This is a genomic window from Bradyrhizobium nivariense, from assembly GCF_029846695.2.
Taxonomy (GTDB): domain Bacteria; phylum Pseudomonadota; class Alphaproteobacteria; order Rhizobiales; family Xanthobacteraceae; genus Bradyrhizobium.
In genome coordinates this window covers 42253-58204 of the sequence record NZ_JARWCR020000040.1, presented here as the reverse complement: position 1 = coordinate 58204, position 15952 = coordinate 42253, and the positions used below count along the sequence as shown (strand labels likewise).

Annotated in this window: 13 protein-coding genes; 3 read left to right on the top strand and 10 right to left on the bottom strand. The window is 62.9% G+C overall.

Going from position 1 to position 15952, the window contains the following annotated elements:
* Window positions 1–80: 80 nt before the first annotated feature.
* Entirely contained in the window at window positions 81–1757 is a 1677-nt protein-coding gene (locus QCM77_RS27935; protein ID WP_279685738.1) for a thiamine pyrophosphate-binding protein, read from the bottom strand.
* A gap of 185 nt (window positions 1758–1942) precedes the next feature.
* Here QCM77_RS27935 and QCM77_RS27930 point away from each other — a divergent pair, with 185 nt between their 5' ends.
* The 3 genes from QCM77_RS27930 to QCM77_RS27920 all read left to right on the top strand — a co-directional run bounded on the left by QCM77_RS27930 (window position 1943) and on the right by QCM77_RS27920 (window position 6026).
* Entirely contained in the window at window positions 1943–3418 is a 1476-nt protein-coding gene (locus tag QCM77_RS27930) for an aldehyde dehydrogenase (protein WP_279685736.1), read from the top strand.
* A gap of 140 nt (window positions 3419–3558) precedes the next feature.
* Window positions 3559–4941 (top strand): amidohydrolase family protein, encoded by a 1383-nt coding sequence (locus QCM77_RS27925; RefSeq protein ID WP_279685734.1) that lies wholly within the window; start codon window positions 3559–3561, stop codon window positions 4939–4941.
* 113 nt (window positions 4942–5054) lie between these two features.
* Complete coding sequence (locus QCM77_RS27920) at window positions 5055–6026, top strand: Bug family tripartite tricarboxylate transporter substrate binding protein (protein ID WP_279685733.1); 972 nt, start codon at window positions 5055–5057, stop codon at window positions 6024–6026.
* A gap of 31 nt (window positions 6027–6057) precedes the next feature.
* Here QCM77_RS27920 and QCM77_RS27915 read toward each other — a convergent pair whose 3' ends face one another.
* The 9 genes from QCM77_RS27915 to QCM77_RS27875 all read right to left on the bottom strand — a co-directional run bounded on the left by QCM77_RS27915 (window position 6058) and on the right by QCM77_RS27875 (window position 15926).
* On the bottom strand, window positions 6058–6852 hold the full coding sequence (locus tag QCM77_RS27915; RefSeq protein WP_279685731.1) for a GntR family transcriptional regulator: 795 nt from the start codon (window positions 6850–6852) through the stop codon (window positions 6058–6060).
* 702 nt (window positions 6853–7554) lie between these two features.
* Window positions 7555–8133, bottom strand: a complete 579-nt coding sequence (locus tag QCM77_RS27910) for a site-specific integrase (RefSeq protein WP_279685730.1) — start codon at window positions 8131–8133, stop codon at window positions 7555–7557.
* Window positions 8134–8422: 289 nt separating this feature from the next.
* Window positions 8423–9115: a DUF1275 family protein gene (locus QCM77_RS27905; protein ID WP_279685729.1), complete on the bottom strand. Its 693-nt coding sequence runs from the start codon at window positions 9113–9115 to the stop codon at window positions 8423–8425.
* Between the two features lie 81 nt (window positions 9116–9196).
* Window positions 9197–9979 carry a 3-hydroxybutyrate dehydrogenase gene (locus QCM77_RS27900; protein WP_279685760.1) on the bottom strand — a complete coding sequence of 261 codons (783 nt, stop codon included), beginning with the start codon at window positions 9977–9979 and terminating at the stop codon, window positions 9197–9199.
* A gap of 87 nt (window positions 9980–10066) precedes the next feature.
* A complete protein-coding gene (locus QCM77_RS27895; RefSeq protein ID WP_279685728.1) occupies window positions 10067–11683 on the bottom strand; it encodes an MDR family MFS transporter in 1617 nt (538 codons plus the stop codon).
* 21 nt (window positions 11684–11704) lie between these two features.
* Window positions 11705–12856 (bottom strand): HlyD family secretion protein, encoded by a 1152-nt coding sequence (locus tag QCM77_RS27890; RefSeq protein WP_279685727.1) that lies wholly within the window; start codon window positions 12854–12856, stop codon window positions 11705–11707.
* Window positions 12857–12890: 34 nt separating this feature from the next.
* On the bottom strand, window positions 12891–14069 hold the full coding sequence (locus QCM77_RS27885) for a DUF3734 domain-containing protein (RefSeq protein ID WP_279685726.1): 1179 nt from the start codon (window positions 14067–14069) through the stop codon (window positions 12891–12893).
* A 32-nt stretch (window positions 14070–14101) separates the two neighbouring features.
* Window positions 14102–14896: an acetoacetate decarboxylase gene (locus tag QCM77_RS27880; RefSeq protein WP_279685725.1), complete on the bottom strand. Its 795-nt coding sequence runs from the start codon at window positions 14894–14896 to the stop codon at window positions 14102–14104.
* Between the two features lie 118 nt (window positions 14897–15014).
* A complete protein-coding gene (locus tag QCM77_RS27875) occupies window positions 15015–15926 on the bottom strand; it encodes an MBL fold metallo-hydrolase (protein WP_279685723.1) in 912 nt (303 codons plus the stop codon).
* Between the last annotated feature and the right edge of the window lie 26 nt (window positions 15927–15952).

Below are 15952 nucleotides of genomic sequence, written 5' to 3'. Positions count from 1 at the left end.
TCCACCCCGGTTCTTTATGATTGCCGTATGGTTGGATCGGCTGACGGCGCGCTCGGTCTCTCGGCGCTCCCTCCGCAAATCTAGAGGCTCCGTTCCATCACGGCATCGAAATTGGTGACGGGCGGAACGGCTTCCTTGTCGATGACGACATCGATCACGAATGGATCGGAGGCCTTCATTGCGAGCGCCATGGCTGCCGCGAACTCTTCACGGCCGGTGACGCGTGCGCCCCTTGCGCCAAGGGCGATACCGGCCGCGGCGAAGTCGACCCGCCCGAAATCGTTCGCCTCCGCAACGACGTTGCCGTTCCAGCGGTACTTCTGCTCGTGATACTCGAAGGCCAGCGCGCTGTTGTTCATGACGATGATCACGACGGGCAGCTTGTAGCGAACCGCTGTCTCGATATCGGCCAGATGATAACCGGCGCCGCCGTCGCCGGTGACGCACACGACCTTTTCCTGTCGCGCGATCTGGACGCCGAGAGACGCGGGAAGGGCCCAGCCAAGCGATCCGACCGCGCGGAAGAACGCGTCGTAGCGCACCGTCGGAAACAGCACGCCCGTCCAGGCCGCCATATAGCCGGTGTCGGCGACGAGGGTGATCTCTCCGGCATAACGGGAGAGCTCGTCGAGCACCGTAAGCGGGGAGAGGGTGGCGCTGCCGGAAGCGGCGACAAGTTGCTCGCGGTGACGCTCCGTCCATCTGGCGGCGTCGCTGCGGCAACGCTTCAGCCAATCGGACGGCGCCTTGTGCTGCTGTTTGACGATGCCAAGCAGGTCGGTCAGGAAGATCTTGATGTCGGCGCGGACGCCGAGGCGGGGTGCGTAGGTGTTGATGAGGGCCGCGGGGTCGTGATCGATCTGGATCACGGTCGCCCGGCGACTGGGCAGCGTATAGCCGTTGGTCGCAAGGCCGCCCAATCTGGTCCCGAGCGCCAGGACGCAATCGGCCTCTGCCATGAGCCTGTTGGCCGTCACCGACGAATAGCGGCCTACAATGCCGCAGAAGTTCGGATGCGAAGTCAGAACGGCCGGCTTGCCGCCAGCCGTGGCGACGATCGGAATGCCCGCGAGCTCCGACAGCAGGGCCAGCTCCGCCCACGCGCCGGCGAGCCTTACGCCTTCTCCGATGAACAATACAGGACGCTGTGCGACCTTGAGCAGGTCCAGGGCCGAAGCAAGCTCTGCATCGCGTGGCCCGACTTTGCCGGCCGCACTTCCCGAAAGACGTCCGGGCAAGTGCGCGCTTTGCGAGGCGCCGGGTAGTGCAAAGAAATTCTTCGGCACGTCCAGGTGAGTGGGGCCGCATGTCGGCGTAGCCGCGATGTGAAGCGCCTGCGACACGAGGCTGCCGGCCATTTCGGGGGCGGCGACCGCGCCGTTCCATTTCGTGACCGGCTGGAAGATGACATGCTGATCGAGGTCCTGATACTCGTTCATGTGCACGGCTTGCGTCGCCGTCGCGCCCGTCAACGCGAATACCGGGGATTGTGCCCAGACCGCATCCGCCAGCGCGGCCGCGACGTTGGCGGCGCCGGGCCCGGCCTGCCCATAGGCGGGAGCGACGCGCCCGCTCGCCCGCGCATAGCCGTCGGCCATGTAGACGGCGCTGGCCTCACTGCGTGCAACCACCATTCTTAGTCCGGCATCGCGAAGCGCGATCCACAAGGGCTGGTCGCCGCCGGTAAGGAGGAAGAAGTTTTCGACACCTGCATGCTTAAGCGCAACGGCAATGTCGGTGGCCACGTTGTTCGTCATCCTGTCCCTCCCGGGCGCGGATTGCTCGATCCGCGCCTTCAATAAGTATGTAATACCGTATTACTGGATTGGATATTTTGTCAAACGTCCTGCCGGAGGGCTCACATCGCGCCTTGACGCCAACTGAAAATCAATAATACGATATTACGAGATTGATTATTTTAATCTCGCAGGGAGGCGCTTCCGTGAAGAAGTATCAGATGTACATCGGGGGGAAGTGGGAGGATCCGAGTTCGGGCGAATGGTTCGAGACCATGAACCCCTATACCGCCGAGCCCTGGGCCCTGATCCCGCGCGGCAATGCCGAGGATGCCGCGCGCGCAGTCCGGGCGGCGCATCGGGCGATGAACGTCGGGCCGTGGCCCAAGCTGAATGCCACGCAGCGCGGCGCCCTGATGCGCAAGCTGGGTGACCTGATCGCGGCGAATGCAGAGCGGCTCGCCGAGATCGAGGTGAGGGACAACGGCAAGCTGATCAGCGAGATGCGGGGGCAGCTCAACTACATTCCGCAATGGTACTATTACTTCGGCGGCCTCGCGGACAAGATTCAGGGCTCGGTCATCCCGATCGACAAGCCCAACATGTTCACCTACACCAAGCACGAGCCGGTCGGCGTCGTCGTCGGTATCATTCCCTGGAACTCGCCGCTGATGCTGGTTGCCTGGAAGCTCGCTCCGGCGCTGGCGGCGGGAAATACCGTAGTGCTCAAGCCTTCGGAATTCACCTCCGCGTCCTTGCTCGAAATGATGGCGCTGGTGGAGGAAGCGGGCTTTCCGCCAGGTGTCGTCAACGTCGTCACCGGCTTCGGCAATGAAGTTGGACCAACGCTCGTCGAGCATCCCCAGGTCGCCAAGGTCGCGTTCACGGGCTCCGACGCCACGGGCCAGAAGATCTACGAGGGCGCCGCCCGCGGCCTGAAACGGGTCAGCCTGGAGCTGGGCGGAAAATCGCCCAACATCGTGTTCGACGACGCCAATCTCGACAACGCCGTCAACGGTGCCATTGCCGGAATCTTCGCAGCTGTCGGGCAGGCGTGCATCGCCGGCTCGCGAATGCTGGTGCAGGAATCGGTGCATGACGCCTTCGTCGAAAAGCTCCTGAAGGCGGCCGCCACGATCAAGATGGGCGACCCCATGCGGAGCGAAACCCAGGTCGGGCCGGTTGCTAATCTGCCGCAGTTTGACAAGGTGCTCGCCTATATGGAGATCGCCAAGAAGGATGGCGCGCATCTGGCTCTGGGAGGCGATCGTGCCAATCGGCCGGAATGCGGCAAGGGTCTGTTCGTCGAGCCCACGGTCTTCACCGGCGTCAAGAACAGCATGAGGATCGCGCAGGAGGAGGTGTTCGGCCCGATCCTGTCCGTGATCCCGTTCCGCGACGAGGAGGAAGCCATCGAGATCGGCAACGACATTCTATTTGGCCTCGCCGCCGGTGTGTGGACGCAGAACATGAAGCGTGCCCATGTGATGGCCGACCGGCTGAAGGCCGGCATGGTCTGGGTCAACACCTACCGCATGGTGAGCTACATGGCTCCGTTCGGCGGCTACAAGCGCAGCGGCCTCGGCCGCGAGAACGGCATCGAGGCCATCAACGAATACATGCAGACCAAGACTGTCTGGATGAGCAGCGGCGACGAGCCTTATCCCTTCGTGCTGCGATAGGCCAATTGGCGCGATCCGATCCCTGGGGTGACGCCTCCCAGGATCAATTGCCAATTGATCGTAATATAGTAGTATAAGATTAAATGACCCTTGGGACCAACCTGCGGGCATCAAACGAGGAAACAGGGAGGAGCTCCGCCATGAGAGCAGCATCGGTCGTCGCCTTGGCCACAGTGGGCCTGTGTCTGTCGGGCATGCCGGGACAGGCGCAAGTCAAGGACACATCGAAGGCGGTGGTCCTGAAGGGCGCCACGCTGATTGACGGATCGGGTGGCAAGCCCGTTGCCGATTCCGTCCTCGTCATTCGCGACGGACGCATCGCAGCCGTCGGGTCGGCCTCGGCGGTGAAGGTTCCCTCCGGCGCCAAGGTCATCGACCTCAAGGGGAAGACCATCATGCCCGGCATGATCTCGGATCATTCCCATGTCGGCATTGTCAGAGGCCTCAAGGCAAGTCCGGACAACTACAATCGGGACTACATCCTGTCCCAACTTCGGCAGTGGGAGGCCTATGGGGTCACCACGATCACGTCATTGGGCCTGAATGCGCCCGAATTCTACGATCTCCGAGCGGACCTGCATGCCGGCAAGGCACCCGGCGCGGATATCTTCGGCGCCGACCGCGGCATCGGGGTCGCGATGGGAGCCCCGCCGGTGGCAATCGTCCCGGTCGGCCCGACCCAGATCTACCGCCCGGACACGCCGGACGCCGCGCGCGAAGCCGTCCGGGAAATGGCGGGACGCAAGACCGATCTGATCAAAATCTGGCTCGATGATTTCGGCAAGCTGCTGCCGGTCAAGGTGAAGCCGGAGGTCTACACCGCAGCCGTGGACGAGGCCCACAAGAACAAGCTTCGCGTCGCCTTCCACATCAACGATCTCGACGATGCCCAGGCGGCGCTGAAGGCCGGCGCGGATATCCTGGCGCACGGCATCCGCGACAAGGAGGTCGATCCGCCGACTATCGAGCTCATGAAGAAGAATGCCGCCTGGTACGTTCCGACGCTGGCGCTCGACGATTCGAACTTCATCTTCGCGGACAAGCCGAAGGTCTCGGCCGATCCGTTCGTGAACAGGGTGCTGGATCCCGCCGTGAAGACGCAATTGGAAGATCCGGCATGGCGGCAGAAAGTCCATGACGCTCCCGGTTCGGAGCGCGCCCGCAAGGCGCTGGCGATGAACCAGAAGAATCTGATGACGCTTTACAATGCCGGCATCAGCATCGGATTCGGATCCGACTCCGGCGTCGGCCTGCGTTTCCCCGGCGTTGCCGAGCATCGCGAGCTCGATCTTATGGTCGAGGCGGGCCTCACGCCGATGCAGGCCTTGACGATTGCAACGAGTGGCGCTGCCAAGCTGCTCAAGCTGGATGACCGCGGCGTCTTGCAGGCGGGCAAGCTCGCCGATCTCATCGTGCTCGACGCGGATCCTTCGGGCGACATCGCCAATGTCCACAGGATCTCGGCAGTCTGGCACCGTGGGCGTCCCGTCGCCGGTTCGATAGCGACATTCGCGCAACGATAACGAGGGTGGATGGAGACGGCGTGCTCTTCGCCGTCGCGGGCTCCGGCTCCGCAGCCGTCCAGAAACCGCATCAGCCGGAGCCCTGTTCTCGATAGCCGCCTGGGGAGAAGCGCATGGGAAAGCTGACACGACGTGCCGTGGTTGCAGGTGCACTCGCCGTGCCCTTTGTCGCCAGGGCCGAGGAATGGCCCGCGGGCCAGATTAAATTCATCGTCCCGTTTCCTGCCGGCGGGACGCTGGACGCGATCGCCCGCTTGGTCCAGCCGGGTTTGCAACAGCGACTGGGAACGACGATCATCATCGAAAACCGTCCGGGTGCGGCAGGCAGCATCGGTGCAGCGGCGGCGGCAAAGTCGCCGCCGGATGGCCGCACCTGGCTGTTCGTGTTCGACACTCATGCCACCAATCCGGTGACGCAGCCGAGCCTGCCCTACAATTCCGACATCGACCTCGATCCAGTGATGCTGGTGGGCACGGCGCCGAACATCATTGCGTGTCAGCCGACACGCCCATACCAGACGTTGTCCGAACTGATCGCCGCCTCGAAAGTCAAGCAGGGAGGCTTCGCATTCGCATCGGCCGGAACGGCCAGTCTTGGCCACCTGACGATGTTGCTTCTCGCCAAACGCTCCGGCGCGCAGTGGACCCACGTGGCCTATAAGGGAGCAGCCCCCGCGGTGAACGACGCGATCGCAGGACATATCGACCTGATCATCGCGGCGACGACGGTGCTCAACAGCCAGATCGACGCAAAGTCGCTCCGTCCCCTCGCCCAGACCGGCGCGACGCGGCATCCGACACTCCCCAATGTTCCGACCTTGGTCGAAAGCGGGTTTCCAGATCTCGTCGCAACACCGTGGTGGGGGCTCTATGCGCCCGGGAAGACGCCGAAGCCGATGGTCGCACGCTTCAACGCAGACTTGAGCGCGGTTCTGAAGGAAGACGGCGTCATGGAGCGGATCAACGCGATGGGGCTGACGATCGTCGCAAGCGACCCGGAGTACATGCGAAAGTTCTACACGGAGCAGGCGCAGATCTGGGGACAGGTGGTGCGGGACAACGGCCTTAGGGCCGAGGGCGGATAGCGGCCGGGCACCATCGCTCGCGAGCCGATCCTTACACCGTCATCCGTCCGACCGGATTGTTCGGCGCCGCGTCGCGTCGCGGTCGTCCCCGCGGACGTTTCGCTCGAAGTGCGGCCTCGGCGTCCAGCGCCGCCTTGCGTGCGGCGGCCGCTTCGAGCTGCTCCAGCACCTTTAGTGTCGCCTTCGCTCCCATATTGACGTGGTTGACGGCGGACTGCCACGCCGCCTGCGGCTTCCTCGCGATGATGGCGTCAATGATCGCATGGACCTCGACCGCGTTCTCCTTGAGGCGTTCGGGCTGTGACAAGACGATCGGACGAAGATAGCTCAGGCGCGCGCGAATGACGCTCACAAAGCCCTTGACGACATTGTTGGCCGAAACGCTCATCAGGAATTCGTCGAGCTGGTTCTTGCATTCGAGCACCTTGGCGACGCTGCTCGACTTGAATGCCCGGTCCAGGTCCCGCTTGAGCCTGTGCAGTTCCTTGATCTCAGGCTCCGAGATCCTTTCGGCGGCCGTCCTTGCGGTCAAGCCTTCCAGCATGCCCCTGACCTCATAGTGCTGCCGCGCTTCGTCGGGCGACACACGCGCTACCACGGGCCCCTGATTGGGGATGTTGTCGACGATGCCTTCGGCCTCGAGTTGCCGCAGTGCTTCGCGCACAGCTGTCCTGCTGACTCCGGTCCAAGAACAGAGTTCGCCTTCCTTCAACCGCTCACCCGGCTGAAAGCGACCGTCGATGATCGCGGTCCGCAGATTGCTTGCGACCTGCTGCCGAAGGGGGGCAGCCGTGACTGGTACACGCTGGACCTTGGAGCTCTTCAATCCGCAATTCCTTGTGTAAGTTCAATAAGATGAGTCACGCAACACCACGTTGTCGCCCCCTACTCTGACAACAGAGGTGGTCCCGCAGGCGATAGTGACCCCTGTTTACGATGTGGCGACACCGGCGCTACCTAACTATTCTAATATAGTATTATACTATATTCCAGATGATTGAGCCCGATTGGCTTTCGATACCCTACGATGCGCAGATGGACCTTTTCAGTCATGATGGACGGTGGGGCTGATCTTCGCAATCTGAGCAGTAAATGGTCTTGCGACAGAATACCGACTCCCTTGAGAGCTTGGCTCCAAGGCACGCCCTTATGGGGAATCGATCCGTCGTGATAGTGAGCCTTCAGATTGACGATAAGGTCGGTCGTATCGATAAGTTGTTCGGCGTACATTTTCGATCAGGCGACCTTCGCAGATGCGCTCTAGGCGCGTCACGAAGCGACCTGCATCGGACGATCTGGCATTTCTGGGCAAAAAAACGCGATCTTGGCTCCCACTCGTTTCAATGGCGCTTACTTAATCATCCCCGTTGGATCTGAACTAGATGTTGAGCCCAGCGCTCCAGCGCATCTCGCATTTCGACTTGGTAACGAGCCCGATTATATACCCCGGCTACGCCCGCGCGGTGGCCGCTCACGTGGTTCAAGATCGCCTCTACCACATGCGGCAGGATGCCCAACCGATCCGCCATCACGGTTGCAGCCGTGTGACGAAGATCATGCATGGTCCAACGGACGGAGGCTTAGCATCCTCATGTGCTCCCCTCCGCGCTGTAAGAATCCGCGCATCAAGCGCGGCTTTCGATTTGGACCAACCGGAGAACCCTCGATCGCTGTTGCCTTTTCGGCGAGGACCATCGCCAAAGACGCGATCGCGATCATCCCGCCGGGGCGATAGCAGGGCCAAGGCAGCTGGGACGAGCGGCAGTACGTGCTCACGATGGTTCTTAGTGCGAACGCTGGGCAGGGTCCAGCGCTCGGCAGCAGTATCTAGCTCCGGCCATTGCATTCCGCCGACCTCATCGCGGCGCGGAGCGGTGAGGAGCAGCAAGCGCACTATACGTCCGTAGTCGTCATCACCGCATGCCTGCCAAACCTCGGCTAGCTCCGCATCGGATAGCACCCGGTCCCGGGACTTCGGCTGTTCGGGACGGTTGGTGCCGAGCACCGGGTTTCCCGGAATATCGAGCCCTTCTTGAATTTGTCCGAGCGCGGGCGGCGGAAACGGCCCCTTGCTGCATTGTAATTTCCGCGACTCGCGCTGCAACATGGCGGCGAGTGATCTTGAACACGGAGACTGAGTGCAGCGGTTTCCACGCGACCAACAAGTAGCGTTCGATCTCGGAATACGTACGGGGCCGCCAATCGCTTGGCTTCCCGACGCGCCTACTCTGGAGTCCAGGGTGACCCATGCGGGCCGATCGTGAAAAGCGGGGCTCGGGTCAGGGCGACATCACGACACATTCGAGATCCCTGTGCTCGAAGCCGCGCGGGCTAGAGCTTGAATCAAGAGTGCGCGGCCGAACGGCCGCTGGCGAAATTCCGCTGTCGGCGGGCCGCTAACGCATCGCAATTGCAACAGCAGACAGTGCTGCCGGAAGGAACCAGGTCCAGTCTGCCATCACCGCGGCCGCTGCCGCGGCAACGACACACCCCGAGACAAAGCCGAGCAGGCGCTGAAGCGAGCGATTCAGCGGCGTTGAATCATACGGCAACAGGGGGTTGCGTGCGGCGAGCAGGTCCATCGCCGACAAGGCCGCGTTGGTTAAATTGCCGGTCATTACCGCCGTCGAGATCGCGCCCGGCACCGCAAGGCGGAGCAGGGCGTACTGACACGCCATGGCGGATACGGCCATCATGGCGGCCGTGCCGGCCAGCAATCCAACCGGATCGGCCGATGCCTTGGTGACGACGCTGAAAATCAGAAGCGCGGCAAGAAGCAGAAATTGAACCAGCAGCAACAGTCGCGCCAGGGCTGGACCGTGCCGCTGCGAAGCCTGGGCGATCATCGAGACAGTCGCCAGCGCCAGCATGAAGACCGGAATAGTCAGTAATTGCGCCCAGTGAAACGAACCGCCTTCAACGGCTACGCCGGCGGCCAGCACGATGTTGCCGGTCACATGGGCGGTAAACACATGACCCAGTGTGAAGAAGCCGGTGGAGTCGACCATTCCGGCGATCATGCTGAGCAACAACGGCAGCCGCGCCTCCAGGCGCGACAAATCCCCTGCATCATCCGCGGAATCCAGCATCCTTGGGAATGCGCGGGAGTCTCCAGCGGGCACAGACATCTTCGGCTCCGATCGTGGCCGTCGGCGTGGAATCACTGCCGGCTATTGCGCGGTCCAGCCACCATCGACCGAGATCGCTGTTCCCGTGATCTGATCCGCGGCGGGTGAACATAGGAAGGCCACGGTGCCTCCAAGCTGTTCCGGGGAGGCGAAATCGAGAGACGGCTGCTTCTCCGACAGCAGCTCCTCGACGGCCTGCTGTTGACTGATGCCGCGTTGCGCAGCGATGTCGCTGATCTGCTTTTCGACCAGCGGCGTTCGCACCCAGCCGGGGCAGACCGCATTGCAGGTCACGCCGCTTCCAGCCGTCTCTAGGCCGACGACTTTGGTCAGGCCGACCAGCCCGTGCTTGGCCGCGACGTAGGCGGCTTTGTGTGTTGAAGCGACGAGGCCATGGGTGGAGGCGATGTTGACGATCCGTCCCCAACGCTGCTTTTTCATCTGAGGCACCGCTATCGCAATGCCGTGGAACGCCGCCGACAGATTGATTCCCAAAATTGCATCCCACTTGGCAGTCGGAAACTCATCAACCGGGGCAGTGAACTGGATGCCGGCATTGTTCACCAGGATATCGAGGCGACCGAATTTCTCGATCGCTGCTGTGATCAATCCGCGCACGGCCTCCGATTTCGACATGTCGGCGCCGTCATAGACGGCGCGCACGCCGTGTTCGCCTTCGATCCCCTTACGAATCGCCTCGATCTCGCTCGCGTCGCCGAAGCCGTTCAACACAAGGTCGGCGCCGAGCCGGGCCAGTTCTCGCGCAATTCCCAGCCCGATGCCGCTGGTCGAGCCGGTGACGATCGCTACTTTATCCTTCAACATGGGGATTCCGTTCGACGCCTGGTCGAAGTTCATGTGGGAGTTCATGGTCATGCTCCTTGTGGTGCGGGATGCGGGTTGAAACGATGATCAGTGGGCGCCGCCGGCATCGAGCTGGCCGGGCTTCTTCAGCATCATGGAAGCAGCAAGTGCGACGATCAGGGCGGCACCGAGCAGGAAGAACATGTCGCTGAAGGCGAGGATGAATGCCTGCTTCTGCACGACCCTGCCGATCGCGACATAGGCACGGCGCGCCGCGTCGGTGTGGTCGATCACACCATGGCTGATGAAATACTGCGTCAGCTTCTCGACCCTCGCCTGCGTCGCTTGCTCCAGCATGGAAACCGACTGCATCAACACGTTGGAGTGATACTGCTCGCGCTTGGTGAGCAATGTCTGCAACAGTGCGATGCCGACGGCGCCGCCGAGGTTGCGCATCATGTTGAACAGGCCCGAGGCCGAGCCGGCATTCTCTGCCTCGATGCCCGCAGTAGCGACCGCCGATAGCGGCGCGAACACGAAGGCCTGACCTACGGCGCGAACGACGTTGGGCCAGAACAACTGGTCGGTGGCGTAGTCATTGGTCATATGGATGTTCATGAAGTTGGAGGCCGCGAACAGCGCGAAGCCGACACCGATGATGATCCGGGCATCGAAACGCCGCATCAGTTGCGGCACCAGCGGGATGAACAGCAATTGCGGCAGCCCGGTCCATGCCAGCACCATGCCGATCTGTTCGGCGTTGTAGCCCTGGATACGCGACAGATAGACCGGCAGGATGAATACCGAGCCGTACAGTGCGATGCCGAGCAGGAAGTTGGCGAGGATGCCGAAGCCGAAATTGCGGCGGGCCAGCAGCCGCAGATTCAGCAGCGGCTTCTTGGCCGTCAATTCGATCCACAGGAAGGCGGACAGCGCGACCGCGGCGATAACCGACATTCTGAAGATGAAGGGCGAACCGAACCAGTCGTCCTTGTTGCCCTCCTCCAGCACCGTCTGGAGCGCGGACAGGCCGATCGACATGGTAACGATGCCCGGCCAGTCGCCTTCGCCAAGCAGCGACAGGTTCATCGGCGTCGGCTCGAGGGAGAACCACAGCATCGCAATCATCACCGTGCCGGGCACCAGATTGACGTAGAAAATATATTCCCAACCCCAGTTCTCGGTGAGATAGCCGCCGATCGTGGGCCCGATCGCGGGAGCGAACGTCGCGGAGATCGCAAACAGCGCGAGCCCGATCGGCTGCTTCGCCTTCGGCAGCAGCGTGATGATGAGCGTGAATGCCATCGGGATCAGCACGCCGCCGGTAAAGCCCTGCACGGCGCGCAGTACGATCATCTGCGGCAGGTTTTGCGCCAGGGCGCAGGCCGCCGAGAACAGCAGAAACAGGACCGCATTGGTGAGGAGATACACCCGGATCGAGAACACCTGGGCAAGCCAGCCGGAGAGCGGGATTACCACGATCTCAGCGATCAGGTACGAGGTCGAGATCCAGCCGCCGTCGTCGGTTCCAGCGCCGATCGCGCCCTGGATGTCGGCGAGTGAGGCGTTGACGATCTGGATGTTGAGCACCGCCATGAAGGCGCCGAGCGTGGCGCCGACCACCGCGATCCAGGTTTTTGCGGAGACGGCGGGAGCCGCCGGCGCCGCCGTTGTCCGGCCTTCACCGGCAGGATTTGCATCGGCAGCGGTTTGCAGCGTGCTCATGACACTCTCCAGGACCCGGATTCATTCAGCCGTGGCGCTCGGGCCGCGCGAGGCAAGGCGCCTTTTCGCGTCACGCGCGGCAACGGCTGCCGACTTGGTGTTGACGGTGGGCTCGGCCGACATGCCTGGACGCAGCAGGCCTTTCAGATCGTGATCGTCGAGCACGATCTTGACCGGCACGCGCTGCACGATCTTGGTGAAGTTGCCGGTGGCGTTGTCGGGCGGCAGCAGCGCGAATTCGAGGCCGCTGGCCGGCGAGAGGCTGTCGACACGGCCCCGCAGCCTGGTGCCGTGGAAACCGTCGATGGTCAGTTCGACCGGCTGACCGTTTCGCACATGGGTGAGCTGGGTCTCCTTGAAGTTGGCGACGACATACACGGCATCGAGCGGCACTACCGCCATCAACTGCGTGCCGGCCTGCACGAACTGGCCCACGCGTAGCGAGCGCGCGCCGACGGTGCCTGCCACGGGCGCGGTGATCTGCGTATAGGACAGGTTCAGCGCCGCCTGTTGCTCGACCGCGCGGGCACGGTCGAGTTGAGCCGCCGCCTTGGCGCGTTCGGTGGCGAGTACCTCGATCCGCTTGTTGGCGGCGATCAATGCCGACTTTTCGCCGATCAACTGAGCGGATTTCTCGCGTAGCGCCGCGTCGGTCTGCTGTGCGCGCTGAATGGTGCCGGAACCCGACTTCATCAAGCCGTCGTAGCGGGTCTGTTCTTCCCGCGCGAACTTCAGCCCGGCTTCGCTGGCCTCGACCAGAGCAGCCTGCTGCTGGATGACAGGTTCCTGCAATTCGATCTGCGCATTGAGGTTACGCACCGCTGCATTGGACGCCGCGACGTCGGCGCGGGCCTGATCGAGCGCGGCCCTGAAATCGCGATCGTCGATTCGCGCCAGCAATTGCCCGGCCTTGACCGGCTCATTGTCGGCAACGAGGACTTCGCCGATGTAACCCGAAACCTTGGGCGCGACGATCGTGGAATCGGCTTTGACATAGCCGTCGTCGGTCGTTTCAAGATAGCGGCCGGTGGTGAGGTAGTAGTGGCCGAACCCGGCGGCCGCAGCGACGCCGAGCGCCGCGACAAACGCGAGCGCCGCCCGCCGGATCGCCTGCCGGGACGGACGAAGCCGGGTTTGGGCTTTTTCGTCGGAAACAAAGGAAAGGGTCGACATGGCGTTCTCCTGGACCTGAAGGTTGGGCTAAAGCTCAATCGCGGCGATGAACATCGTGGGTGACCATGCCGAGCTCAGGTGCCGGCCGATCGAGACGCCGTGGCTCGGCCAGCGTGCGGCGGATGTCATCCAGCCCGCTCTGCCAATGCGTACGCATCGCGCTCAACCCGAACTCGTAGTCCCTGGAGTGGCCCTCGTAGATCTTGGACTGGTAGATCAGGTGGATGATGTTGTAGGAGCGGTGGCGGGCCAGATCGGCAATGGCTCGGATTTCCGGATCGTTCTTTGCATTTGCCGGCAATTTCTCCATCGTCCGCTGCAATGCCTGACGCATCTTCTGCATCCGCGTCATGTGGTCCGTAATGGCGCGCGTCCGGCTGGAATATTGAATGTCCTTCTGCCGGCTCGACACCTCCATCATGTCGTGGGGAACGCGACCCATCGCCGACCAGAGATCGACCTGGAACGTCAGCGTGTCGCGCGGCTCGCCGGACAGCACGCGGGAAAGGGGCGTGTTGGAGACGACGCCGCCATCCCAATAGTGCTCGCCTTCAATTTCGACCGCGGGGAATCCCGGCGGCAGGGCGCCTGACGCCATGAAATGCTTCGGTCCCAGACGACGTTCGGCAGTGTCGAAATAGGTCAGGTTGCCGGTGCGGACGTTGACTGCGCCGACGCTGACGTGCATCTCGCCCGAGTTCAATCGGTCGAAGTCGACGAGTCGCTCCAGCGTCTGTTGCAACGGCGCCGTATCGTAGAAGCTCGTCGCCGCATCGCCCGAGAACGGGGACCAGAGCGGTGAGGGGAAACGTGGCTTGAAGAAGCCGGGCTGGCCCTGCACCAGGGCCCGCGTCGCCGCCATCGCGTTGCGCACCGAGCCGATGTCGAACGCAAAGGGCAAGGCGTTGGCGAGCCCTTCGCCGGCGGGCCACTCGATCGAAAAGGCGCAGATGGTCTCCCAGAATTCGCGCAGCCGCTGTACCCGCTCGCCTTCAGGCGAGCCCGCGATGATGGCGGCGTTGAGCGCGCCGATCGAAATGCCGGCCAGCCAGTTCGGCCGGATGCCAGCCTCATGCAGGCCCTCATAGACTCCGGCCTGATAGGCCCCGAGCGCGCCGCCACCTTGCAGCACGAGAGCGACGACATCATAGGGCAGCACGTTGCCCTGCTGTTGCGGCGCGGGACTAGTCTGTTCACGTATCACGTTCAGCATTGCCAGGACTCCTTGCATGATGGCCGATCCGATCAGCCGACGTTCGCTTCGATCAGAACTTTGGACCCGGGTCCGCGCACGGCGGCGCCAGGTGCCAGGTAGTCGTGGACGACAGTGCCAAGTCCCAGCGTCAGGTCGGCAACGAGGTGCTTGGCCGACAGGACCTGAAGCACCGGCAGCTCGGCGACGGGAGCCAGGGCATGCGAACACAGGTCCAGCGCGGCGGGCCCGGTCCATGCGCCTTTCACGGTGATGTCTTCGAGGTGGTAGCGCACCAGTTCGCAGATGCGTGCCGTGCCGTCGACATGGGGGATGATCTTGAGCAGGAAGTTGGGGCCAGCGAGCTTTCGGGCTTCCAGATCAGCGTCGAGCGTGCGGTGTTTGTAGCCCATGGTACCGGTGGCAACGCGGACCGAACCGTAGTTCAAGGTGCCGACCAGCGTGTCGGTCTCGACCGCAAGCTTCGGCTGCGCCAGTTTCTTCGGGAAGCCCCACAGCTCGCGTCCGCCGGCGATGGGCGGATGATCGTTGAGAAACATCTGGTGCGTGAAGCTGCCGGTCTCGCCCCGGAAGGACACCGGGATGACCTGACCGCTTTCGGTGTAATCGCCGAAGCCGGTTGAGTCAGGCATGCGGATGAATTCGTAATTCACCACCGGCTCGGTGAGCTCGAGCGGTGCCGGCACGATCCGGCGCAGCGCCTCGGGATCGGTCCGGTACTGGATGATGAAGTATTCGCGGTTGACGAAGCGATACGGGCCGGGTGGAAAAGCCGGGTTCGTCAGCGGCATCGCGAACGCGCTCGCGCGGACGGTCTCGTGTTTCATCAAGGTCGAGCTCCGAAAGGGTTTTGGGTGAACGGGCCGCGCTTTGGCGCAGGAAACACGGCCCGTATCGGATGAAGCGCTTGCTGCGCGCGCTTGTCGGCACTAGCCCGGCAAACGGTCAGTAATCCCAGAAGGCCGGTACCCAACGAAAGGCGTCGCCCGCGACGGCCACGTGGCCGACGGATGGGAACGGCATATGAGTGGCCACCAGCAGCCCGCCGGTCTCAGCCAGCTCTCGCAAAAGACCGATACGAACGCGGGCCGCCTCCTCGGGGTAGTGTTCGAAGCCGTTATGCCAGTCGGGGTGTTCGAACCCGACTGCGAACACGAGGTCTCCGGCGAATGTCAGCCGCTCGCCGCCGGACGCCAGGCGGACTATGCTGTGCCCGGGGGTGTGACCGCCGGTGCGATGGATGACCACGCCCGGCGCCACTTCGTGCTGATCCTCGAAGAGCCGTAGTTGGCTGCGGTACTCTTTCACGAACCGTTTGGCCGTCGCCCGAAGCGCATCCGGGAAGCCGTCCGGCATGGAGACGCGGGAGAAATCGGGCGACTCCCAGAACTTGACCTCGGCGGCCGCCACGTGGATCTGCAGGTCCGGACGCAGTTGCTCCTTCACCCCGTCGACAAGCAGTCCGCCAACGTGGTCCATGTGCATGTGAGTGAGCACCACGTCGGTTACCGATGCGAGATCGATGCCGGCGGCCTCCAGGCGGTGGATCAATTGCCCGGCTCGTGGCAAGGGGAACTCCGCGCCCATCCCGGCGTCGACGAGGATGGTCCGGCCTCCGCTGCGCACGACGACCACGTTCAGCGCCCAATCGAAAGCGTCCGGTGGCAGGAAATTGTCGTTCAGCCAAGCTGCGCGGACGGCCGGTTCAGCGTTGTGGGCCAACATTGCGCCTGGCAGCGTCAGCACCCCATCGCTGACCACCATCACGTCAATCTCGCCGATCCGCAGCGCGTAGCGTGACGGAACCAAATCATCGTGCACCAGTTTACCGGCGTGTGAGGGGTCGTGCAGGTTCATGTTTCTCTCCTGTTACATGGTTGGTG

Coding starts and splice junctions, on each gene's coding strand:
- QCM77_RS27935 (WP_279685738.1), bottom strand. CDS start 1,757: ATGACGAACAACGTGGCCACCGACATTGCCGTTGCGCTTAAGCATGCA.
- QCM77_RS27925 (WP_279685734.1), top strand. CDS start 3,559: ATGAGAGCAGCATCGGTCGTCGCCTTGGCCACAGTGGGCCTGTGTCTG.
- QCM77_RS27920 (WP_279685733.1), top strand. CDS start 5,055: ATGGGAAAGCTGACACGACGTGCCGTGGTTGCAGGTGCACTCGCCGTG.
- QCM77_RS27910 (WP_279685730.1), bottom strand. CDS start 8,133: ATGTTGCAGCGCGAGTCGCGGAAATTACAATGCAGCAAGGGGCCGTTT.
- QCM77_RS27905 (WP_279685729.1), bottom strand. CDS start 9,115: ATGCTGGATTCCGCGGATGATGCAGGGGATTTGTCGCGCCTGGAGGCG.
- QCM77_RS27900 (WP_279685760.1), bottom strand. CDS start 9,979: ATGTTGAAGGATAAAGTAGCGATCGTCACCGGCTCGACCAGCGGCATC.
- QCM77_RS27895 (WP_279685728.1), bottom strand. CDS start 11,683: ATGAGCACGCTGCAAACCGCTGCCGATGCAAATCCTGCCGGTGAAGGC.
- QCM77_RS27890 (WP_279685727.1), bottom strand. CDS start 12,856: ATGTCGACCCTTTCCTTTGTTTCCGACGAAAAAGCCCAAACCCGGCTT.
- QCM77_RS27885 (WP_279685726.1), bottom strand. CDS start 14,069: ATGCTGAACGTGATACGTGAACAGACTAGTCCCGCGCCGCAACAGCAG.
- QCM77_RS27880 (WP_279685725.1), bottom strand. CDS start 14,896: ATGAAACACGAGACCGTCCGCGCGAGCGCGTTCGCGATGCCGCTGACG.
- QCM77_RS27875 (WP_279685723.1), bottom strand. CDS start 15,926: ATGAACCTGCACGACCCCTCACACGCCGGTAAACTGGTGCACGATGAT.